Origin of the sequence: Pseudomonas sp. JV449 (assembly GCF_032424295.1) — a bacterium.
Taxonomy (GTDB): Bacteria; Pseudomonadota; Gammaproteobacteria; order Pseudomonadales; family Pseudomonadaceae; genus Aquipseudomonas; species Aquipseudomonas marginalis.
Genome location: NZ_VYKD01000020.1, coordinates 99,522 through 121,065 on the forward strand (window position 1 = coordinate 99,522; position 21,544 = coordinate 121,065).

Here is a 21,544-nt window from a genome sequence, read left to right on the forward strand (position 1 = left end):
ATAAAGCATCGAGGGCTCTGGGACGGGGCCTGGCACACACCGCTCATACCTCACCCGCCAATCGACTGCAAAAACCGCAGCGCTGCCACTTGTTCAATTGATAAGGTTATGTTTAATAACTATCTGAGCAGTTACTCATATCGATCACTCGCTTTGCAGGGGCATAACAATGACTAATCCCCCCAGCGCGCTGCCCGACGACCGGGTGGCCAGCGCGCCCTACCATCCGCGCGGCGACAGCCGCCAACTCAGTGACAGCAGCTCGCCCACCCCGGCGGAACTGACTGACTGCCTGTTCTTCTCGCCCGAAGACGGGCGTATCTGGCTCAACGATCAACGCATGGTGTTGCTGCACGGTTCGTCGTTCGGTGCCCTGCGCCGGGAAGTCATCGAGCGCCTGGGGCTGGAGCAGGCGCGTGGCCTGTTCACCCGCACCGGTTATGTCTCCGGCGCGCGGGACGCGCGGTTGATCCGCGAGCGCTGGCCACAGGCCGATGCCGCCGCGGTGTTCCGCGCCGGGACCCACCTGCACACCCTGGAAGGCATGACCAAGGTTGAACCGCTGCACTTCAAGTTCGATGCCGACTCGGGGTTCTATGAAGGCGAGTTCCTCTGGCACCACTCCTGCGAGGCCGATGAACACGTGGGCGCCTACGGCATCGGCCAGGACCCGGTGTGCTGGACTGAAACCGGCTATGCGATCGGTTTTGTCAGTGGCCTGTTCGGGCAAATGGTGATTTTCCGCGAGGTGGAATGCCGGGGCATGGGCCACCGCTGTTGCCGGGTGATCGGCAAGACCGCGGAGCAATGGGGTGACGTCGAGCAGGACCTGCGCTACCTGAATGTGTCCCAGGCCGTCACCAACGCCACGGTCGCGCCCACGCCCGACCACCCGGTGAACCACAGTGCCAGGGCCAACCCGCCGCAAACACTGGTGGGTGCGAGTGCGGCCTTCAACGCCGCGACACAAGCCCTGCAACGTGTCGCACTGACCCCGGCAACGGTGTTGATCAGCGGCGAGTCAGGGGTCGGCAAGGAGATGTTTGCGCGCCAGTTGCACCAGCTCAGCCGCCGCCAGGACAGCCCGTTCGTGGCGCTCAATTGCGCCGCCATTCCGGACAACCTGATCGAGGCCGAACTGTTCGGTGTCGAACGCGGCGCCTATACCGGCGCGACGCACTCGCGGCCTGGACGTTTCGAACGGGCCCAGGGCGGCACGCTGTTTCTGGATGAAATCACCAGCCTCAGCCTGGCCGGGCAAAGCAAGTTGCTGCGGGCCTTGCAGGAACGGGAAATCGAACGGGTCGGCGGAGTGCGCGGTATCAAGGTGGATGTGCGCGTGGTGGCCGCCACCAATCTCGACCTGCGTAAAGCCGTGGCTGACGGCAGCTTTCGTGAAGACCTGTTCTACCGCTTGAATGTCTACCCCATCGCCCTGCCCCCGCTGCGCGAACGCCGGGACGACATCCCGCTGTTGATCAATGCGTTCCTCACGCGCTTCTGCCAGGAATACGCGCGAACGCCGGCGGGCCTGACCATGCGCGCCCTGAAGGTGTTGCTGCGCTATGACTTCGCGGGCAATGTGCGCGAACTGCAAAACCTGATCGAACGCGGCCTGATCGCCAGTGACGAAGGCCAACCCATTGACCTGGTGCACCTGTTTCGCAACGAACCGATGCCGGCCGATCCCTACGGCCTCGACGACCACGGCAGCCTGTCCAACAGCGCACCGCCGCCGTGCCTGGCACTGTTCGACACCCTTGGCCAACTGGAACCGGGGTTTTCCATCGAAGGCCTTGAATCGCGCCTGCTCAATGAAGCCCTGCAACGCAACGCCGGCAACCTGGCCGCCGCCGCCAGGCTTGTGGGGCTCAGCCGCGCTCAATTTGCCTACCGGTTGAAGAAGCATCAGCGGCAAATCCCTTGAATGCCAATTAGTGCTTTAAAAGCTTTACCCAATTAAGTATTTTGCAGGGATACCGGGGCGATAAGCGCCCCTCTTTTTACTCGTGACAAGGATCTCCTGTGAGCGGACTGCGTGAACGTCAGAAAGCCGAACGCCGGCAAGCTATCAGCAAGGCCGCGATCGAGCTGTTTGAGCGCCAGGGTTTCCAGAACACCACCATCGAACAGATCGCCAGCCAGGCCGGGGTGTCGCCGCCGACGGTGTTCAAGTACTTCGGCAACAAGCAGGAAATCATCCTGGAAATCCTGCACCACGCCGATCAGCGCGCAATCAGCGACACCCGCCGCGAGATCCACACAATCGACGATCCGGTCGAAGCGCTGTGCCACCTGGAAAGCCTGCTCACCGGCTATGCCCTGGAAGTCATGCACCCCAGCCTCTGGCGTGAACTGCTGCCGCTGATCCTGTTCGGCGGCAGCAATGAACTGCCGGCCGGTTATCGCGCCATGAACGATGCGCTCAGGGCGCAAATCAGCGAACTGCTGCGGGAACTGCAACGGGCCGGCAAGCTGCGCCCGCAACTCGATGTGGAATTGGCCGCGTTCCTGTTGAACGACTATTCGCACCTGCAACTGTTCAGGCTGGTGAACCAGGAACACCCGGATATCGACGCGCACTCGACCCAGGTCAGGCGTATCACCGAGCTGCTGTTCTACGGCATGCAGGCCTGACAGCTTCCAGGGCCGGGCCTCAGTAAAAGCGATAGCAACGAATCACCACCTGGTCGGCGCCCGGGTAATGCACCAGGCCGATAAAACTTGAACGGGTGAGCCAGTCCAGCCGCCCCTTGGGCACCTGAAACACCGGGGTGCAGGTGCAGCGGTACTCCGTCTCAGGAATCGGCCATTGGCCGTCGCGCTCCAGTTGGCGTCCGTACTCAGTCATGCTCAGCACACCCCGGTTACGGATGTTGACCACCTCGCCTTCGTCGGTCCTCACGCTGTAGCGGGCATCCAGTTGACCGATGCCATCGGGGCGCAAAAGAAAGCAATCTTCTCCGCCCGCCAGGACCTGGCCGCTGATGCCGACCCCATCGAAGTCCCCGCCCACAATCGGGTAGTTGCAGCGCAGGCCTTCAACGCTGTCGCCCAGGGTCACACCCGGCCCTATCGCGACGCGCAGGGTCAGCACCCGCTGCAAGTTGGGGGCAATGTCAATCCGTTCAGTCATGGCAAGCTCCAAGCCCGGCGCACACGCACCGGGCCACACTGATCAGCGGTTGCTCTTGATGGCCGTCCAGGTGCGGGTACGGATGCGCTCCACGGCGGCCGGAATCGGTTCCAGGGCGAACAGGGTCCTGCGCGCTTCCTCCGGCACATACATGTTGGGGTCGTTGCGGATGCTGGCGTCCACCAGCGCAGTGGCGTCCTTGTTCGGGTTGGGGTAGCCGATCCTGTTGCTGATGCGCGCAATCACGTCCGGGCGCAGGATGTAATTGATGAACGCATGGGCCTCCGCCAGATCGGGTGCCTTGGCCGGGATCATCATCACGTCCGCCCACATCGGCGCGCCTTCCTTGGGCAGTGCCATCTCGACCTTGACGCCCTTGCCGGCGGCATCTGCCAGTCGCGTGGCCAATGCGACACCGCCGGACCAGCCCACGCCCACACAGATATCACCGTTGGCCAGGTCCATGCCGTAGCGCGACGAATTGAAGTAAGTGACGTAAGGGCGAATCTTCATCATCACGGCCTGGGCTTGCACATAGTCCTCACGCTTTTGGCTATTGGGGTCGAGGCCCTTGTAGTGCAAGGCAATCGGCAGGATCTCGTTGCCGGCGTCGAGGAAACCCACGCCACAACTGGCGAGCTTGGCGAGGTTTTCTTCCTTGAAGATGATGTCCCAGCTGTTCATCTGCACGTCGGGACCCAGGGCCTTGCGCACCTTGTCGACGTTGTAGCCGATCAATGTGGTGCCCCATAGGTAAGGCACGGCGTAGCGGTTGCCGGTGTCACCCACGGCTTCCAGGGATTGCATGAACTGCGGGTCCAGGTGCTGCCAGTTCGGCAACTGCTGGCGGTCCAGCGGCTGCACGGCCCCGGCCGTGATCAAGTGCCCCAGGTTGGCGGTGCCGGGGAACACCACGTCATACCCGGAGTTGCCCGTCAGCAGCTTGGACTCCATGGTTTCGGCACTGTCGAACACATCGTAAATCGGGCGAATGCCGGTTTCTTCCTGGAAACTCTTGAGCACTTCGGGTGGCAGGTATTCGATCCAGTTGTAGATCCGTACGGTGCGTTCTTCAGCCAGGCAAAAACCACTGATGAGCAACGAGGCGACAGTGCCCAGCACGGTGTTACGCAAAAATCTGTTCATGATCAAAACACTCCAGCGCGGCCGCGATGGCTCGCAGCACTTAATAGCGGTAGGTGAAATACAGTTCCAGCGCACTGAACATCTGGTCGTTGCCGAACACCTGTTTGGCGGCGGCCAGTGGCTTGACCCAGTTGTAGGACAGCGACGTATAGAACGACGGCGTGGGTGTCCAGTCGAGGAAAACCACACTTTCGTCAGCAAAGCGCCGATCGCTGACCGGCGTGCCCATATAGTTTTTCTCGTCCAGCCAGAACTGGTAGTGAATCGCGCCGAGGGTCAGGGTGTCGTTGAGGTGGGTCTTGAGGGAGACCTGCTGGACGTTTTCGTTGCTGTTGAACAGCAGGTAGTTGCCGACCACATCCCCGACCAGCCACGTGCTCCAGTCGACAAAGCCCTTGCTCAGTGAATCCCAGGCTTTCTGGCGGTTGTCGGTAAGGTTGTCGTCGCCGGAAAAGCTCGCGTAGCGGTAGCCAATGATCGGCGTCAGCGGCAAGGTAGTGAAGGCATAGTCGGCCTGGGCATACCAGGCGTTGGCATCGTAGTCGACACCCTCGCCGCTGCCGCGCTCCAGCGCGTATTCGGCATTCAGGGTCAGCGCCTGGACGCCGGGCACCTTGGCGTTGAGCGCCCTGACGTTGTACACCTGCATCCCGTCCCGACGGCGCGGCAGCGTGCTGCCCCGGGGGCCAAGGGCATTGACCTTCATGGCCATGGCGCCGAGCGTAACCTGGTCATCGAGGTTGTAATCCACGTTCACGCCGGTCATGCGGAAATCGCCCAAGTCGTCATCGGTACGCAAGGTGAAGGCCTGGGACTTCAGCGCGTCATGATCCCAGGCCAGGATCGCTGAGTCCTTGAACGCAGTTCGCGGGCCGAGCCAGTAGGCGCCGTCCTTGTACTGGTCGAGGTTACCGTCCATGACGATGAACCCCGTACCGATCATGTAGTTCTGGCGGCCGGCGGTGAACTTCCACTCGCCGGCGCGAAAACCGCCGTAGAGTTCTTCGGCTGCGACCTTGCCGTCGGAACTGCGGCTGAAGCCTCCCGCATCGCCATCGCCGAAGGTGCTCGCCGCCACCAGGGAACCGCCCGCGAGCAGGCTGAAATCCGGTTGCAACGCATACTCAAGCTTGACCCCCGGCTTTACGTAGACCTCTTGCCAGTTGATCCGGGCGCCGCCGTTTTTACCGTTGCGTGCATCGACCTGGCCGCTGCCGAAGTTGACGCCACGGGTAAACAGCGTCGCCCCACCCGCCGTGAGATTGACTTCACCCTTGAGATCGCCGTCCTCAAAGGTGTAGCCCGCCAACGCGACGTGGGTGGTCAAGGGTAAGCCGAACGCTAACAGCGCTCGGGAAAAACGCTTGGTGAAAACCATAAGAAGCTCCTGTGGAATTATTGTTGTTACAGGGCAGTCAATGGCGACGCAGGGCGCCGCCAACACCTGGGCAAGCCAGGTGAATAGAACGCAAGACTCTTATTGTTTGGCGTGGATCAGCGACTCAGGTGGGCGGCGATCGCGCGCAGCATGCGCACGCTGTCGTTATCGAACGGGCTGACTGCATCGGTGAGCGACGATTGCTTGACGATCACCACGCCGGACGGCTTATCGATAAACAGGTATTGGCCGTGGATCCCCCCAGCCATCAGGGCCTGGCTGTGGTCGTTGAACACGTACCACTGGCTGCGATAGGACGCACCCGGCGTCCAGCTGGAGAACTCGGCATTTTGCGCGTAGATCGCCGGATCAGAACCGGCGGCGATACGCGCCACAGTCTCGGGCGACAACAGCTCGACCCCGTCCTGGCGACCGTCGTTGGCCAGCAGGCGACCGAAGCGCGCCATGTCTCTCAAGGTGGCACTGAAGCCCGCCCCGGCAACGTTACGGCCCCAGGGATCGGCCATGAAATAACCGTCGCGTTCGCACCCCAAGCGCCCCCAGATCTGTTCCAGCATCTGACTGCACGCCTGGCCCGAGGCACGTTCCATGACCCATGCCAGGGCTTCGGTGGTGGCGGTCACGTAATGGAAAAAGCCGCCGTGTGCGCCACGTTTTTTCAGTGACGGCAGGTATTGGTACAGCGATTCAAACTGGGCGTATGGCGCCGGTGCCGGCTGGAAACCGCAGGCATAACCGTACTGCGAACTCTCGGAGGCGGGATCGTCATACACCTCGCTGTAGTCGATGCCCACGGCCATATCGAACAACTGGCGCACGGTGGCATCGCCAAACGCACTGCCCACCAGCTCAGGCACGTAGTACGCGGCGGACAGCTCAGGCTTGAGCATGCCGTTGGAAACCAGTTGTTCGCCGAGGGTGCCGATCAGCGACTTGGTCACCGAAAACATGATGTGCCGGTCATCCGCGCGCTGGCCGTTGAAGTAGCGCTCGAACAACACCGTGTCGCCCTGCATCACTAAAAAAGCGTCGGTCTGGCTGGCCACAAGGTGTTCGATCACGCTGATGCTGAGCCCGCATTCGCTGTCGAAACACAGCGGGTCCAGCGCTGTGGGCGCTTCCTTGAGCTGACCGGCAGGCCTTGAACCCGCCGCCACATCAATCGTGGGGCGCAGCCGCGCCAGATGACGGAACCCCCACTGGCTGAAGGGCGCGCGCATCCAGTTGTGCCACGTTACCCGGTGATTCGGCTCGGCCGGGAAGCCCTGCATCAGCACAGGTGCCACGGGGGTTGCAAAGCACGACTCATTGGCCTCGACGTAAAGAGTCGCCAGTACAGACGGGGTTTTAAGGCTCATCGGGATAACCCTGAAGATGACTCTGCATGGGAGCAGATGCACAGGAATAATTATCCGATATTTTGTTTTAGTCAATAAAACTTTTTACTCGTTAATTTTACAAACAGTTGTACGACAACGAATACACGCATGATAGTATTTCTCATGCAGCGGACGTTCGATTCGCTGCACCAGTGGCAAGGACGTCCGCTCGAGAAACGCGCATGCCTGTGCGCGTTTAAACACTCAAGTTAATCAAGGATCTGATTACTCATGACAACCCCCTCAACCTTCACTGCCTCAAAACTGGCCAGTGCCGTTATCGGTGCCCTGCTGTTTTCCAGCGTTCCTGCGCATGCCGCGGACATCTGGCTGGATTCGGCCACCACTGGTTGGGCCACTCAGAACGGCGGCACCAAGGGCGGCTCGCGAGCTGCGGCGAATAATATCTACACGGCAAAAAACGCGGCGGAGCTGAAAACCGCACTGAGCGCGTCGGTGGGCACCAACGGCCGCATCATCAAGATCACCGGCATCATCGATATCAGCGAAGGCAAGGCTTATACGACGACTGCTGATATGAAGGTACGCGGTCGCCTGGATATTCCTGGCAAAACCACCATCGTCGGTACCACCAGCAATGCCGAGATCCGTGAGGGTTTCTTCTATGCCAAGGAAAACGACGTCATCATCCGCAACATCACCATCGAAAACCCTTGGGATCCCGAGCCGAAGTGGGACCCCACGGACGGCAGCGCCGGCAACTGGAACTCGGAATACGATGGCCTGACCATCGAGGGCGCCAATAACGTGTGGGTCGATCACGTGACCTTCACCGATGGCCGCCGTACCGATGACCAGAACGGCAGTGCCAACGGCCGTCCGAAGCAGCATCACGACGGCGCGCTGGATGTAAAAAACGGCGCCAACTACGTGACCATCTCGTACTCGGCGTTCAAGTCGCACGAGAAGAACAACCTGATCGGTTCCAGCGACAGCCGCACCACCGACGACGGCAAGCTCAAGGTCACCATCCACAACAGCCTGTTTGAGAATATCTCTGCCCGTGCGCCGCGCGTGCGTTTCGGCCAGGTGCATCTGTACAACAACTACCATGTGGGCAGCACCAGCCATAAGGTGTACCCGTTCTCGTACGCTCACGGTGTGGGCAAGAACTCGAAGATCTTCTCCGAGCGTAACGCCTTCGAGATCGCCGGTATCAGCGGTTGCGACAAGATCGCCGGCGATTACGGTGGCAGCGTCTACCGCGACACCGGCTCGACCCTCAACGGCAGCGCATTGAGCTGCTCGTGGAGTTCGAGCATCGGCTGGACCCCACCGTACAGCTACACTCCGCTGGCTGCCGATAAGGTCGCCGCCGACGTCAAGGCCAAGGCCGGCGCCGGTAAGCTCTAAGCAGCGGTGTCACCTTCGTGAAATGAAAAGCCCTCGGTGACGAGGGCTTTTTTGCTACTGCACCAGTTGGTTGATCTCGATGATCGGCAACAGCACCGCCATCACGATCACCAGCACCACCGCGCCCATCACCACGATCATCAGTGGCTCCAGCAGTGCGGTCATACCCATCGCCCGGCGCTCGATATCGCGGGACAGTGTCTGCGCGGCGCGATCGAGCATCGGCGGCAGCGAGCCGGTCTTTTCGCCGCTGGCGATCAGGTGGATCAGCAGTGGTGGAAATACTTTCTCGACTGCCAGCGCCGTGGCCAGGCTGACGCCTTCGCGCACCTTGGCGGTGGCGTCGCTCACGCTTTGGCTCAGGCAGTCGTTGGACAAGGTCTGGCGGGCCGCTTCCAGTGCACGCAACAGCGGCACCCCGGCGCCGCCGAGAATCGCCAGGGTCGACGCAAAGCGGGCGGTATTGAGCCCGAGTACAAAACGCCCGATCAGCGGCAGGCGCAACACGCGGCGATGCCAACCCAGACGCGCCAGCGGGTTGCGCAGGTACACACGCCAGCCCCAGAAACCCGCGATCAAAGCACTGAGGCACAGCCAACCCCAACCGCGAATGAAATCACTGGCATTGAGCATCGCCAATGTCAGCCCGGGCAAATCCTGGCGCGCCTGGGAAAACGCGCTGACCACCTGGGGCACCACGTAGCTGAGCAGGAAGATCACGATGGCGATCGAGACCAGCCCTACCACCCCAGGATAGATAAACGCGGTGAGGATTTTACTGCGCAGGTTATTGCGTTCTTCGATGTAGTCGGCCAACCGCTCCATCACCTGGGCGAGATCGCCGGACTCCTCCCCCGCCGCAATCAGCGCGCGGTAGATCTCCGGAAAGTCCCGTGGCCGCGCGGCCAAGGCATCCGCCAGGCGCATGCCGCTGCGTACATCGGCACGCACCGCACTCAGGGCCTGGACGATGTGTTTGCGCTCGGCTTGTTCCACCGTGGCACTCAACGCGGCCTCCAGTGGCAGGCTGGCGCTGAGCAGGCTCGCCAGTTGCCGCGTGGCCCAGGCCAGGTCGTTGTCCGACAGCTTGGCGCTGAACAGGCCCGCGCCAGCCCCCGAGGCCGTATTTTGCTCAAGGTGCACCGACAAGGCCGTCAAGCCACGCCGGCGCAAAATCCCGAACGCCTCCCGCTGACTGTCGGCCTCCAGGTGCCCGGCCTCGACTTTGCCGCTGGCATCGGCGGCTTCATAGCGATAGCGATTCATCAGGCGTCCCGTGTCACGCGCAGGATTTCTTCGGGCGCGGTGGCGCCGCTGCGCACCCAGCGCTCGCCGTCTTCACGCATGCTGAACATCCCCGCACGCCGCGCCGCCACGCGCAGATCCTGCTCGCCGGCGCCCTGGTGGATCAGGCTGCGCACCTCGTCGTCGACGCAAAACAATTCATGGATACCGGTTCGCCCGCTGTAGCCGATCTGGTTGCACTGCGCGCAGCCCACCGGGCGCCAGGTGCCGGGCGCGGCCGGGTCTTCCTGTTTGCAATGCGGGCACAGGCGGCGGACCAGGCGTTGCGCCAGCACGCCCAGCAGTGACGAGGCCAGCAGGAACGGCTCGACGCCCATATCGATCAGGCGGTTGACCGCCGACACCGCATCGTTGGTGTGCAGGGTCGCCAGCACCAGGTGCCCGGTGAGCGAGGCCTGCACCGCGATTTGCGCGGTCTCCAGGTCGCGGATTTCACCGATCATGATGACGTCCGGGTCCTGACGCAGGATCGCTCGCAGCGCCAGTGCGAAGGTCATGTCGATCTTGGCGTTGACCTGGATCTGGCTGATGCCCGGCAAGTCGTATTCCACCGGGTCTTCCACGGTGAGGATATTGCTGGTGCTCGCATCCAGCCGTGCCAACGCCGCGTACAGGCTGGTGGTCTTGCCGCTGCCCGTGGGCCCGGTGACCAGCACAATGCCGTGGGGCTGGCGGATCAAGGTGTCGAGGCGCGCCAGCAACTGCGGCTCCATGCCCAGGGTCTCCAGTTGCAAGCGCCCGGCCTGCTTGTCGAGCAGGCGCATCACCACCCGCTCACCATGCCCGGTGGGCACCGTCGACACGCGAATATCAATCGGCCGCCCGGCCACGCGCAGGGCGATACGGCCATCCTGGGGCAGGCGTTTTTCGGCGATGTCGAGCTGGGCCATGATCTTGATCCGCGACACCAGTGCGCCATGCAATGCCTTACGCGGCGACACCACATCCCGCAGGGTGCCGTCGACGCGGTAACGCACCACGGAGTGGGTTTCATACGGTTCAATGTGAATATCACTGGCCTCGTCCCGCGCTGCCTGTGTGAGCAAGGCGTTGATCATACGAATCACCGGCGCGCCGTCCTGGGTGTCGAGCAGGTCGGTGATTTCGGGCATGTCCTGCATCAGGCGGTCGAGGTCGACCTCGTTCTCTGCCGCGCCCACCACGGCGGCGGCGCTGCCCGTATCGGCATAAGCACTGGCGAGAAGGCCGTCGAGTTCGTCGTCGCGTACCTGCTCGAGGTGGGTCTGGCCGAACTGGCGCCGTACTTCGCTGATGGACCAGCCGGGGGTGGAGGGGCAGACGGTCAGCAGCATGCCGTCGTCGCCGGGGCGCAGGAGGATGCGTTGGGATTTGGCCCAGGCGTAGGGGAGCAGGCTCACGAGACATCCTCTTGACTGAGCGCGGTCCAAATGTGGGAGGGGGCTTGCTCCCGATGAGGGTGTGTCAGCCAGCCAATTTGAAACTGACCCACCGCTATCGGGAGCAAGCCCCCTCCCACATTTAGATCTCCACTCGAACTCATGGCCGTGCATTTCCAGAAACCGGCACCGCCCGAATCACCGCCCTCGGCCCCTGCTGCTGCCCACCCGGAATCGCCTTCTCCACCGCCGGCAATTGCGGCGCCTGCACATCCGGCATCGCCCAGCTGTGCTCCGGCTGCAACCCACTCTGCGCCCGGCGCATAAACTCATAGCGGTTCAAGGTAATGCTACGCCCCGCGCCACTGTCACGAATGATGTAGGGCCGCAGGAACACCATCAGGTTGGTCTTGCTCACACTGCGCTTCTCATTGCGAAACAACGCCCCCAACCCCGGAATATCCGAGAGCCACGGCACCGCGTCATTGCTCTGGCTGTAGCCGTCCTGCAACAGCCCGCCCAGCACCATGATCTGCCCGTCGTCGAGCAGGATGCTGGTATCGATCGCGCGCTTGTTGGTCACCGTGCCCGCCGACACCGACGCCCGTGTGTCCACGGTGCTGACCTCCTGGTAGATGTCCAGCTTCACCGTGCCGCCTTCGGAGATCTGCGGGCGTACATTCAGCTTGAGCCCCACCTCTTCGCGCTGCACGGTCTGGAACGGGTTATTGCTGGTGCCGCCGCCACCGGTCACATAACTGCCGGTGACGAATGGAATGGTCTGCCCCACGAAAATGCTCGCCGCTTCGTTGTCCAGGGTCAGCAGGTTCGGCGTGGACAGCACGTTGGTGCCGCCCTTGCTCTTCAAGGCACGGGCCAGGACCTTGAGGTCGAGCACCTTGCCGATCCCCGGAATATCCACGGTGCCGTTGACCACGCCGATATTCAGGCCCTTGGGCAGTACGTCGATGCTGGTGGGACTGGCGGGCGTGCCGTTCACGCCGCTGCCACCCAGGTTAACACCACCAAAGCCACCTTTGCCCGCCAGGTTGCCGGCCTGCCATTGCACACCGAACTCGGTGGCATCGTCCTCGCCCACTTCCACGATCAGGCTTTCGATCACCACCTGGGCGCGGCGCTGGTCAAGCATGTCGATCACTTCCCGCAGGTTGCGGTACAGCGGGTCCGGCGCGGAGATCAGCAGGGTGTTGGTGGTGGCGTCGGCCTGGATGGTCACGCCGCCGGCGCTGAACGCGGTGTCCTGCTCGTTGGCGGTATTGCCATTACTGGTGCTGGTGCTGGAACCGGTGGCTTGCCCATAGCCCGACTGCACGCCACTGCCGGTGGGCGTGCCGCTGCTGTTCTGGGCATTACTCGTGCCCTGGCTGTTATTGCCATTGCCGCCCATGGCGCTGAGCTTGCCACGCCCATCATCGCTCACCCCGGAATCGCTCTCGCCGGTGAGCAGCCCGCGCAGCGACTGGGCCAGCTTGGCCGCCTGGGCGTTGCGCAGGTACACCACGTGCATATTGCTGGGGTTGCTCTGGGCATTGTCGAGCTTGTAGATGAGGTTGCGCGCCAGCTCCGTACGTTCGGGGCTGCCGGAACGGATGATGATCGAATTGGAGCGCGGGTCACCGACCACGTTGATCTTCTGGGTCTGGTCGGCGCCCTGGGTTTCCAGCAGCTCGGAAACCATGGCGGCGATGTCCACGGCAATGCCGTTCTGAATCTGCACCACATCGGTATCGATGGCGCTGGGGGTGTCGATGCCACTGATAATCTGGGCGACCCGCGCGAGGTTTTCCGCATAGTCAGTGATCACGATGCTGTTGTTGCCGGGGTAGGCGTTGATCGGGTTGTTCGGCGACACGATGGGACGCAGCACCGGGATCAGGTTCACCGCATTTTCGTATTGCAGGCGGAAGGTGCGCGTCTGCATGCCACTGCTGCCGGCACTGTAGATCGGCCCGCCGAGCAACTTGGCATCGGCCTCCGGTACCACCTGGGCCACGCCGCCCACATCCACCACGCTGAAGCCCTGCATGCGCAGCGCCGCCAGCAGCATGTCGTAGGCCTGATGGGCCGGCACCTGGCCTTCGCTGACCAGGGTGAGCTTGCCTTTTACCCGCGGGTCCACCAGGAACTGCTGGCCGGTGGCACGGGACAGCGCGCGCACCACCGCCTGGATATCGGCATCGACGAAGTTGAGCTGCACCGGCTGGTCACCCAGCGGGTTGCGCGCCTTGACCGGCGCCGGGGCCTGGCCACGGACGCTGTTGGTCACCGGGTGCTGGACCCGCGGTTTCGGCGCTTCGTCGCGCTGGCGATCCAGCAGGGTATCGCCGCTGCGCCGGGTATCAGCCAGGGGTTGGCCAAGCTCACTGTCCACCAGTAACGGCGTGGTTGACGGGCTGCTGCACGCACTCAAGGCCAGCAACAGCAACGGCGCAGCCTTGCGAAAAGGGAGGACTGACCACTTCATGAAGCTTCCTTAGCGCCAGGCGCCTGATCCATGCGAACGGTCCCGGACACAGTGCCGGCCGAGTTATCGACGGCATCCGCAGCACGTTGCAAACGCGCCTCGGACACCTCCAGGGAAAATGAACGGGGATTGCCCAGCAGCCAGGCCACCACGGCGTCGGCCGGGGCGTTGTCGAAGGTCAGGCGCCAACCGCCGGCGTCCAGCGCCTGCACCTGGTAATGCCCTTGCAGGCCGGCACTGTCCAGGGCCTGGCGCAACGCGGCTTCGTCGGCCTGGCGCGGCGCGGCGACGTCCTGCAACAGCACCTGCAAGGCTTCGGCCTGGGCGCGCAGCCTGGGGGTTTCGGCCTGCCAGTAGTCGATCTTTTTCAACGCCGGCTGCACCAGCACCAGCCAGGTCAGCAGGCTTGCCAACACCAGCCCGGCGCCGATCAGCAGGCGTTTCTCGCGCAGGGCCAGGCCGCTCCAGAACACCTGGGCCTGGGTGCGCAGGCGCAGCCACCTATTCATCGCCGGCCTCCGGTTTTTCCGTGGCCGGCGCCGGGCCGATGCTCCAGCCCTGCTCATCGCGCATGGCGGCAAAACCGGCCTGGGCCAACGCGGCCTGCCACTCACCCTCGGCCGCCGGGTTGCGGCTGTCGGCGAGTAACGCCAGGTGCAAGGTGCCCTGCTCAAAGTTCAGGTTATCGACGCTGCCCACCATAAAGGGCAGGTTGCTGCCTGCCAGTTGCAGCAGGCTGCTGAAGCGTTGGCCCGAATCGGCAGCCGCGCCGCTCTGACGTGCGGCCAACTGTTGACGGGCCTGCTGCAAAGGGTTGAGCACCACGGGTAATTCAGGAAACGCCTGGCGCACCTGTTGGTTCATCAACGCCTTGAGCCGTTGGCCTTCGTCGACCTGGCGCGCGGCATACAGGTTGAGGCCGACGGTCCAGATGGCAGCGGCCAGCGCCACACAAGCCAGCGCCCTGCCCCATCCGGCACCGGAGGCTTGACCGAGGCGAGCATGCAAGCCCCAGCCAGGCACCGCGCCGCTCCAACGCTGCGCCTCCGCCACCAGCGGCACGTCGAGCGCCTGCAACCCCAGCGGGTGCACAGCGCCCTGTTGCAGGCTGTCGCGGGTCAACAGATAGCCGTCGTCCAACGCCGCCGCCCCCACCGGCAACGCATAGGGCGCCGGGTACAGGCCGCGCAGCTTGAGCTGCACCTGGGCCAAGACCTGGCCCAGTCGCTCCAGCCCGGCCTTGGGCACCCAGCCCACCTGCACGCGCCCATCGCTTTCGCGCGGGCCGTGGGCCACGTGCATTTGTTCCACCGGCCCGAGGATCAGCGCCTGGGCCGCACAGGTCACCGCCGCCTGGTTTTTTGCTGCGGGCAATGGCGGCAGCTCCAGGCTGGTGAGCAGGCTGTCATGCGGGTGCAGAAAGCAGTCCACCGCCTGCCGGCTCTTGCCCAATTGCGCCAGGCTTTCCTGCCCCTCGGACACCACCACGCCACGCTCGATCCAGGCAAACTTCACCTGGCTTTCAGCACTGACCTGATCCAGCGGCGGCAAGGCAATGCGCAAGCGTTTCATACGCCCACCCGCGACCAGATCACCTTGGGCTCACGGTCTTCGGGGCGGTGCAGCAACGCGTCGATTGTCACCCGCCGGCGCTCGCGTCGCGCCTGGCCCTGGAGGCGAAACCACTCGCTGGTAATGCCCACTTGCACCGCTTCCAACTCCACCTGGGGCAAGTGCAGACGGTTGACGAAATCCCCACGGTTGATAAACCAATGCCCGTTGTCGCGCTCGGCCACCAGCCCGTGGGCCTGGGACAGGCTGAGCTGTGGCACCACCGCGCTGAGCACTTCGGCGCTGGCAGTGTTGCCGTTGACCCAGGTATTGCCGGGCAGCACGCTGACGTACGCCTGCAGGCGCTGCAACACCTCCGGGGTCAGGCCTTCGAGGCCACTGAGGTCGTCGAGGCTGCGCAGCATCGGGTATTTGGCGGGCTGCCCGTTCTGTTCATAGGAAGCAATCACCCGCTGGCTGATGCGCCGGCTCACGGCCGGGGCCACGCCCAGGGTGCGGCACAGGCGCTCGAAGCTCTGCAATTGCTCGGCGTCGGGCTGCTGGCGGTTAACCAGGTTGCGCAGGTTGAACTTGCCCTGTTCATCGTCTATCCGCCCCTCGAACACGCCGGCCTGGGCCCGCGCCCAAGGTTGGTCAAGGCGGGTCAGCACGTCCTTCTGGCGGGCTTCCCAGAGCATCTGCCGGCTGCGCTCAAGACCGCCCAGCAACAGCCATTGGCCCTGCACGCGCGACTGTTCGGCTTCCAGGCTGCGGGTGAATACGGTCTGGCGCGTGAGCATGCCGCCGGCGATCACCGCCACCACCGCCGCGATCAGCAAGGCACTGATAATCGCCATGCCGCGCTGCTTCGCCGCTGGGGGCGAATACCCTTTCATGGCGCGCCTTACAACTGCCAGGAGCCGATATCGGCATTGACGCCATCGCCATCCGGTTGGCCATCGGCGCCCAGGGAGAACACATCGACCTCACCGTTGGCGCCCGGATTGAGGTAGTGGTAAGGGTGGCCCCAAGGGTCGTTGGGCAAACGCTCGAGGTAGGCGCGCCAGTTATTGTTCTTGGCATCCGCCGGGCGTTCCACCAGCACTTTCAGGCCCTGGTTCATGCTCGGGTAAGTGCCGTGGTCGAGGCGATACAGCTTCAACGCCTGCATCAACCCGCCGATGTCCTGTTTCGCGGCGGTGGCCCGCGCCTGGTCCGGGCGATCGAGGACCTTGGGCACCACCATCGCCGCGAGGATCCCGAGGATGACCACCACCACCATGATCTCGATCAAGGTGAAGCCACGCTGGCCGCGAGGGCCTGGCAATGGGGATGTTAGGCGCGCGATATCCATCTCGACATTCCTTGGCTTGGGTACATTTCGTGGCGCAGTGTTGCAAGAACACATGTCAGTCGTATTGAAAATCCTCGGGAGTTTCGGTCGCCAATCGGTCAACTGCCGGCGCTAGTCTGCGGGCCTGTTTCCCGGCTTTGAGAACCCCATGTACGGCCGTCGCAAGGAGCAAGGTTTTACCCTGATCGAGGTGCTGGTGGCGCTGGCGATTATCGCTGTGGCGATGGCTGCTGCCATCCGCGTGGCCGGGTTGATGACCCAGGGCAACGGCCTGCTGCGGGACAAATCCATGGGGTTGCTGGCGGCGCAGAGTCGCCTGGCGGAGTTGCGCCTGGAAGGGCATTTGCGCGACGGCACAAAGACCTTCAGCTGTGACCAGGGGCGCTTGAAGCTGCGGTGCGAGCAGACCATCAGCCGCGATGGCCGCCTGTTTCAAGTCAACGTGCAGGTGCTCGACGCCAGCCACGAGGCGCCGCCACTGGCCCGCGTGGAGACACAGGTCAGGGCCGAGTGAGCCGCGGCAAGGCCGGCCCATCGGGCAATTTGTCGAGGTTGACGCGCAGCTTCTCGCCGCCGCGCTCGATCTCGACTCCGTCGCCCTCGATGGCCGTAAGCCGCACGCCGGGGCTGAGGCGCTCGCCCAGCAGGAAACTGCGCGGCGGGCCGTCGTTGAGACTGAGGATCGCCACCGCACCGCGCGCCCCGGCCAGCACCCCAGAGACCTTGACCTGCAACGCAGCCGGCGCATTGGAAAACCATTGCAGCGCCGGGTTATCGCTGCGCGCCGCCAGCACCTGGGGCGCGGCCTGGGGCGTATGGGACTCGGCGGACGTCAGCAACAGCGGCGTCCAGACCGCCACACCGGCCAATGCCGCCAGCAACGCCACGATCTGTACACCGTGGGCCGGTGAGAAACGCAGGGTAAATGCCATGGGAAGGACCTCCTGTTTGTCCATGGCACCAGCCTACAGGCCAATTCGCACGTTTTTATTTCACAAGCTCACCAGCTTTCGAGGGGCCTACCGATGAAACAGCAAGGCTTCACCCTGATCGAGTTGATGGTGGTGCTGGTGATCATCGGCATCGCCAGCGCCGCCATCAGCCTGACCATCAAGCCCGACCCGCTGCACCTGCTGCGCAAGGACGCCGAGCGCCTGAGCCAACTGCTGCAAATGGCCCAGGCCGAAGCCCGCGCGGACGGCCGCCCGATCACCTGGCGCGCCGACGCCAAGGGCTTTCGCTTCAACCGCCGCACCGACGATGGCAGCGGCGTCGAAGCGTTCCAGGGCGACACCCAACTGCGTCCGCGCCTGTGGGAAAGCACGCCGATGCACATCGATATCGAACCCCGGCAAACCCTGGTGCTCGACGCCGAATGGATCAACCCACCCGTGCGCATCGTGCTGTCCGACGGCCAACACAGCCTCAGCCTGCAACGCGACACCGCCGGCTTGATGCGCGTGGTGAGCCAGCCATGAAGCGCTCCGAACAAGGCTTCACCCTGATCGAAGTGATGGTCGCGATCATGCTCATGGCCGTGGTCAGCGTAATCGCCTGGCGCGGGCTGGACAGCGTCACCCGCGCCGACCAGCACCTGCAGGCGAGCAGCGAACAGACCGAAGTGCTGCTGCGCGCCCTCAACCAACTGCAGCGCGACATCAGCCTGCGCGCCAGCGTCGAACTGAACACCCCGGAGCCCTCAAAGAACAGTGCAGAAAAGCTCGATGGACCGGCGGCGGTCACCGTGCGCAGTTCCGACAGCAAAGGCTTTCGGCTGGACATCATTCGCAGCGCACCCATCGCCGGCGATGGCCTGCAACGGGTGCGCTGGTGGCTCAAGGGCGACAGTTTGTATCGCGCTGCGGCACCCGCGCGGGATCGCTATCCGCTGCCGGCGGCGAAGGATGGCGTGGTGGTGTTGAGCGGGGTCCGTGACCTGCAGGTGCGGGTGTGGGAGGCGGATAAGGGCTGGCGGCAGTTGAGCGGGAATCGGCGTGAGGATCCGTTGGGGCTGGAGATCAGTTTGGTGCGGGAGACGCCGCAGGGGGTGGAGAAGTATCGGCAGGTGGTGGGGCCATTGAGATAGCCGTCCCAAACACGCCCCCCGTAGATACCTTGTTATCACATTGAAAATAGGCAGGTACTTCTAACTCAACAACACCACCCCACCCGGCAACTCCGTACACTTGGCCCCATACGCATCCCGAATCAACAACGCCACCCCTGCCAACTGCTGCAGGCTGAACCGTGCCTGTACGCGCCGTTGGCCAAGTTGCTTGTTGAGCAGCACCAGCATCCCCGGGCGGTAGCGGTTGATCTCGTCCACCACCGTGGCCAGGGTGGCGTTGTTGAAGACCAGGACCTGTTCGCGCCAGGCCACGACCGTCTCGGTGTCCACCACCACCGGCTCGCCGATGCCGGCCGCGCCGTAGGTCAGTTGCCGGCCGCTCTCCAGGCGCACGCTGCGTCCGGCCACGTCCACCGACAGCCACCCCTCGATACAGGTGACGCACACCGTGCGGTCGGTGTTGCGCAGATTGAAACGTGCCTGCGCCGCGCTCACCGAGCCTTCTCCCGCCAGCACTTTGAGCGGCTGTGCCGAATGGGCGATCACTTCGACTTCGCCTTCGAGCAATTCAAGCCCCTGGCCCACGCGGCTGACGCGCGTCTGGGTGTTGAGTTCCAGGCTGACGCCGTCGCTTAACAGCACTTGGCGCTGTTCGCCGACTTCGGTGCGATAGTCCGCGGTGAGGCCGGCAAAACCACCGGGGGAGCCGACCTGCACCATGAGCATGGCGGCCGATGCGGCAATCGCGCCGCCCAGGAATGCACGGCGGCCAAAGCTGCGCGGTTGCGAGACTTGCTCAAGGGCCGGGGCCAGTTGCTGCCACATCGCCTTGGCCTGCTCGAACGCCTGGGCATGCTCGGGGCTTTGCGCACACCAGGCCTTGAGCGCCTTGGCATCGGCCACGGTGGCGCGGCCCGAGGTCAGCAGGACCAGCCAGTCGCGGGCTTCGTCGTGCAGGGGGCTGGCGGCGGATTGCCGAGTGGCACTGAGGCTAAAAATGTTCAAGCGCGCAAATACTCACGGTTTTATCAGGGACTCGACTCTAAGACGGTTTTCCGGCCCCGGGACCGAACCGCTGGATCACTTTTCTTTCCAGGCGCTTGGCGCAGTGGCCCAGGGCGGCCTTGATTTCCTTCTCGACCATGCGCGTGGAAATGCCGAAACGCTGGGAGATTTCCAGGTGCGGGGCTTCTTCCAGGCGGGCGGCGATAAGGATCTTGCGGCGGCGGGCCGGCAGTTCGTAGAGCGCCTTGACCAGGGACTGGATTTCTTTCTGGCCGCCCACCACCCGTGACGGGTCCTGGGCTTCGTCGGCGCTTTGCAGCAGTTCTTCCACCTCGCTGCCGGTGAGCAGACGCGCGTCGGCCTGGCGGCGGTCGGCGGCGATGTTCAAGGCCATGCGGTACAGGTAGGCATTGGGTTGCGCCAGGTTGGGCGGCACTTCCATGCGGTCGACCCGCAGGTAGGTTTCGTGCAGCACATCGTTGGCCAGGTCCTCCGAGCCCAGGCGCTTGCGCAAACGTACCTTGAAGTCGTCGTAGGAGGCCAGGAACAAGCCGACCATCGTACTGTGCCCGGTATTTTTCATCCGCCCCAGGCTCCGTTTGCTGCTGTGCATTCCATGCGCATTCCTGTGGTGTCGGGCATCAAAAGTAAAGTCACCGGTTGACGCAGCGAGCTCGGTGCCGGTCGTTCGACCCGCGTGGTGCCCAGGTTGCGTACCAGTGCTTCATCGCGTTGTTCGTCGCCGGTGGAGCTGACCAACCGACTGTGTTCGATCAGCCCTTGGGGGTTGACCCACACCTGTACCAGCGCGCGGAAACTGCCGGGCCGGGTCAGCGGCGAGCGGCACAGGCTGGCCTCGATGGCCTGCTGCAAGGCCGTGGCGTAGCTGTTGTTGATCCGTGCGGCGTTGCGTGCCGCCGCACCACGGGTGGCAGGCGGCTGGCTGACCGCGGGCAACTGCAAGGTGAACGCATCATCGCGTGCATAACGCGCCATCAGGCCACTCCCCGTCAGCAACATCGCCAGAGCCTCCTGCGCCGTAAAACGCCCGCGCACACTGATGGAACGCCGGCCCCGCGTCAGTTCGCGGTCGACCAGCACCGCCATTCCGGTGGCGCGGCTGTACGCTTGCAGTGCATGTTCCAGGTCCTGCGCCGGCAGGTTCAACAGCAGCAGCGATGACTCCGCCTGCGCGACGCGACCACCGGCCAGCAGCAACAGCAAGAGCAGGGCGCATACGGCGCGCCTCCAGCCCCCCTGTTCACCCCCTGCTCTGCATCGCTGCACGGCCGACGCGCCCTAGAAAACCGTCATCCTGAGGCCAATTTATGAACCTGATGTTACGGTGATAGCAAAAAAAACATCACGGTGACGAGAGGCCCGCTGCACTAGACTTGCTCACCTACCGGCCCATTCCTTCGGGCCCGCCAGGAGGCCTCGATGAAGCGCTTACCGATCCTCGCCAGCCTGTTGCTGTGCGCGGCCCTGCCCTTGCACGCCCACGCCGAAAACTGCGCCGACGTCTCGGTGGATGGCTACAAGGCGCCCGACTATGGCTGCCTGAGCCAGCAGATGGGCAACGACACGAATGCAACCAAAGCCGCGAAGAAAAACCGCGAGGCGCAAGGCATTGCCGTGGAAAAACGCCAGCCGAACAAGGTCGGCCTGGCCACCCCGGCGGCGACCAGCGTGCGCATGGGCAATACCTTCGGCACCTCGGTGAAACCACAGCGGCCTTGAGTTGTTCGATAACTGTTTGAGCAACACAGCACCCATGTGGGAGGGGCATAGGTATCTACACAACTTTGACTAAACGCTGTCCCCCCGGCAGATAGAGCTGTTGTGGTGAGCGGGCTTGCCCCGCGCTGGGCTGCGAAGCAGCCCCAAAACCAGCCTCTACAGAGTTTCTGATACACCGCGTTCTTCTTTCCTGGGGCTGCTTCGCAGCCCAGCGCGGGCGGTGCGACGATTCGACAAGCCCGCT

At 63.5% G+C, this 21,544-nt stretch carries 22 protein-coding genes; 7 read left to right on the plus strand and 15 right to left on the minus strand.

Features of this window, described 5'->3' with window-relative positions; all coding sequences use genetic code 11:
• Nucleotides 1-169 precede the first annotated feature (169 nt).
• Both F6S08_RS20370 and F6S08_RS20375 read left to right on the plus strand, forming a co-directional pair.
• Entirely contained in the window at nucleotides 170-1,927 is a 1,758-nt protein-coding gene (locus F6S08_RS20370; RefSeq protein ID WP_074845862.1) for a sigma-54-dependent Fis family transcriptional regulator, read from the plus strand.
• A 98-nt stretch (nucleotides 1,928-2,025) separates the two neighbouring features.
• Nucleotides 2,026-2,637 (plus strand): TetR/AcrR family transcriptional regulator, encoded by a 612-nt coding sequence (locus tag F6S08_RS20375; protein WP_065926266.1) that lies wholly within the window; start codon nucleotides 2,026-2,028, stop codon nucleotides 2,635-2,637.
• Nucleotides 2,638-2,656: 19 nt separating this feature from the next.
• Here the strand turns inward: F6S08_RS20375 and F6S08_RS20380 are convergent, their stop codons facing one another.
• From F6S08_RS20380 to F6S08_RS20395, 4 genes are all read right to left on the minus strand, one after another.
• A complete protein-coding gene (locus tag F6S08_RS20380) occupies nucleotides 2,657-3,136 on the minus strand; it encodes a DUF3237 domain-containing protein (protein WP_315872252.1) in 480 nt (159 codons plus the stop codon).
• Nucleotides 3,137-3,178: 42 nt separating this feature from the next.
• Nucleotides 3,179-4,282, minus strand: a complete 1,104-nt coding sequence (locus tag F6S08_RS20385; RefSeq protein WP_315872253.1) for a polyamine ABC transporter substrate-binding protein — start codon at nucleotides 4,280-4,282, stop codon at nucleotides 3,179-3,181.
• 40 nt (nucleotides 4,283-4,322) lie between these two features.
• The gene (locus F6S08_RS20390) at nucleotides 4,323-5,660 is read right to left on the minus strand and encodes an alginate export family protein (RefSeq protein ID WP_315872254.1); all 1,338 of its coding nucleotides are present in this window, start codon (nucleotides 5,658-5,660) and stop codon (nucleotides 4,323-4,325) included.
• Nucleotides 5,661-5,776: 116 nt separating this feature from the next.
• The gene (locus F6S08_RS20395; RefSeq protein WP_315872255.1) at nucleotides 5,777-7,039 is read right to left on the minus strand and encodes a serine hydrolase; all 1,263 of its coding nucleotides are present in this window, start codon (nucleotides 7,037-7,039) and stop codon (nucleotides 5,777-5,779) included.
• A gap of 252 nt (nucleotides 7,040-7,291) precedes the next feature.
• On the opposite strand from F6S08_RS20395, the gene F6S08_RS20400 reads away from it, so the two are divergent.
• Nucleotides 7,292-8,434, plus strand: coding sequence for a polysaccharide lyase family 1 protein (locus F6S08_RS20400; protein WP_065926271.1), 1,143 nt, complete (start codon nucleotides 7,292-7,294; stop codon nucleotides 8,432-8,434).
• A gap of 54 nt (nucleotides 8,435-8,488) precedes the next feature.
• Here the strand turns inward: F6S08_RS20400 and gspF are convergent, their stop codons facing one another.
• From gspF to gspG, 7 genes are all read right to left on the minus strand, one after another.
• Nucleotides 8,489-9,700 carry a type II secretion system inner membrane protein GspF gene (gene gspF, locus F6S08_RS20405; protein ID WP_315872256.1) on the minus strand — a complete coding sequence of 404 codons (1,212 nt, stop codon included), beginning with the start codon at nucleotides 9,698-9,700 and terminating at the stop codon, nucleotides 8,489-8,491.
• Nucleotides 9,700-11,118 (minus strand): type II secretion system ATPase GspE, encoded by a 1,419-nt coding sequence (gene gspE / locus F6S08_RS20410; RefSeq protein WP_315872257.1) that lies wholly within the window; start codon nucleotides 11,116-11,118, stop codon nucleotides 9,700-9,702. The genes gspF and gspE overlap by 1 nt, the downstream gene beginning before the upstream one ends.
• A gap of 139 nt (nucleotides 11,119-11,257) precedes the next feature.
• Entirely contained in the window at nucleotides 11,258-13,582 is a 2,325-nt protein-coding gene (gene gspD, locus F6S08_RS20415) for a type II secretion system secretin GspD (RefSeq protein ID WP_315872258.1), read from the minus strand.
• Nucleotides 13,579-14,091, minus strand: coding sequence for a type II secretion system protein GspM (gene gspM / locus F6S08_RS20420; protein WP_065939828.1), 513 nt, complete (start codon nucleotides 14,089-14,091; stop codon nucleotides 13,579-13,581). The genes gspD and gspM overlap by 4 nt, the downstream gene beginning before the upstream one ends.
• Nucleotides 14,084-15,154, minus strand: coding sequence for a type II secretion system protein GspL (gene gspL, locus F6S08_RS20425; RefSeq protein WP_315872259.1), 1,071 nt, complete (start codon nucleotides 15,152-15,154; stop codon nucleotides 14,084-14,086). Before gspL ends, gspM begins: the two co-directional genes overlap by 8 nt.
• Complete coding sequence (gene gspK / locus F6S08_RS20430; protein WP_083221209.1) at nucleotides 15,151-16,029, minus strand: type II secretion system minor pseudopilin GspK; 879 nt, start codon at nucleotides 16,027-16,029, stop codon at nucleotides 15,151-15,153. Before gspK ends, gspL begins: the two co-directional genes overlap by 4 nt.
• A gap of 8 nt (nucleotides 16,030-16,037) precedes the next feature.
• Entirely contained in the window at nucleotides 16,038-16,487 is a 450-nt protein-coding gene (gene gspG, locus F6S08_RS20435) for a type II secretion system major pseudopilin GspG (RefSeq protein WP_049708805.1), read from the minus strand.
• Between the two features lie 148 nt (nucleotides 16,488-16,635).
• On the opposite strand from gspG, the gene gspI reads away from it, so the two are divergent.
• Entirely contained in the window at nucleotides 16,636-17,001 is a 366-nt protein-coding gene (gene gspI / locus F6S08_RS20440; RefSeq protein WP_065926283.1) for a type II secretion system minor pseudopilin GspI, read from the plus strand.
• Here the strand turns inward: gspI and F6S08_RS20445 are convergent.
• A complete protein-coding gene (locus F6S08_RS20445) occupies nucleotides 16,988-17,419 on the minus strand; it encodes a type II secretion system protein N (protein ID WP_027607547.1) in 432 nt (143 codons plus the stop codon). The two genes, gspI and F6S08_RS20445, sit on opposite strands and share 14 nt — an antisense overlap.
• Before the next feature lie 93 nt (nucleotides 17,420-17,512).
• Between F6S08_RS20445 and gspH the strand changes: the two genes are divergently transcribed.
• Nucleotides 17,513-17,965, plus strand: coding sequence for a type II secretion system minor pseudopilin GspH (gene gspH / locus F6S08_RS20450; protein WP_315872260.1), 453 nt, complete (start codon nucleotides 17,513-17,515; stop codon nucleotides 17,963-17,965).
• The gene (locus F6S08_RS20455) at nucleotides 17,962-18,573 is read left to right on the plus strand and encodes a type II secretion system protein GspJ (RefSeq protein WP_065926285.1); all 612 of its coding nucleotides are present in this window, start codon (nucleotides 17,962-17,964) and stop codon (nucleotides 18,571-18,573) included. The genes gspH and F6S08_RS20455 overlap by 4 nt, the downstream gene beginning before the upstream one ends.
• A 60-nt stretch (nucleotides 18,574-18,633) precedes the next feature.
• On the opposite strand, the gene F6S08_RS20460 is transcribed toward F6S08_RS20455, so the two are convergent.
• The 3 genes from F6S08_RS20460 to F6S08_RS20470 are packed head-to-tail and all read right to left on the minus strand — an operon-like array spanning nucleotide 18,634 to nucleotide 20,784.
• Entirely contained in the window at nucleotides 18,634-19,560 is a 927-nt protein-coding gene (locus tag F6S08_RS20460; protein ID WP_315872261.1) for a FecR family protein, read from the minus strand.
• A gap of 37 nt (nucleotides 19,561-19,597) precedes the next feature.
• Nucleotides 19,598-20,143 carry an RNA polymerase sigma factor gene (locus tag F6S08_RS20465; RefSeq protein WP_027607555.1) on the minus strand — a complete coding sequence of 182 codons (546 nt, stop codon included), beginning with the start codon at nucleotides 20,141-20,143 and terminating at the stop codon, nucleotides 19,598-19,600.
• Entirely contained in the window at nucleotides 20,140-20,784 is a 645-nt protein-coding gene (locus F6S08_RS20470) for a secretin and TonB N-terminal domain-containing protein (protein WP_065926293.1), read from the minus strand. Before F6S08_RS20470 ends, F6S08_RS20465 begins: the two co-directional genes overlap by 4 nt.
• Nucleotides 20,785-21,000: 216 nt before the next feature.
• On the opposite strand from F6S08_RS20470, the gene F6S08_RS20475 reads away from it, so the two are divergent.
• Nucleotides 21,001-21,300, plus strand: coding sequence for a hypothetical protein (locus F6S08_RS20475; protein ID WP_065926294.1), 300 nt, complete (start codon nucleotides 21,001-21,003; stop codon nucleotides 21,298-21,300).
• The last annotated feature ends 244 nt before the right edge of the window (nucleotides 21,301-21,544 follow it).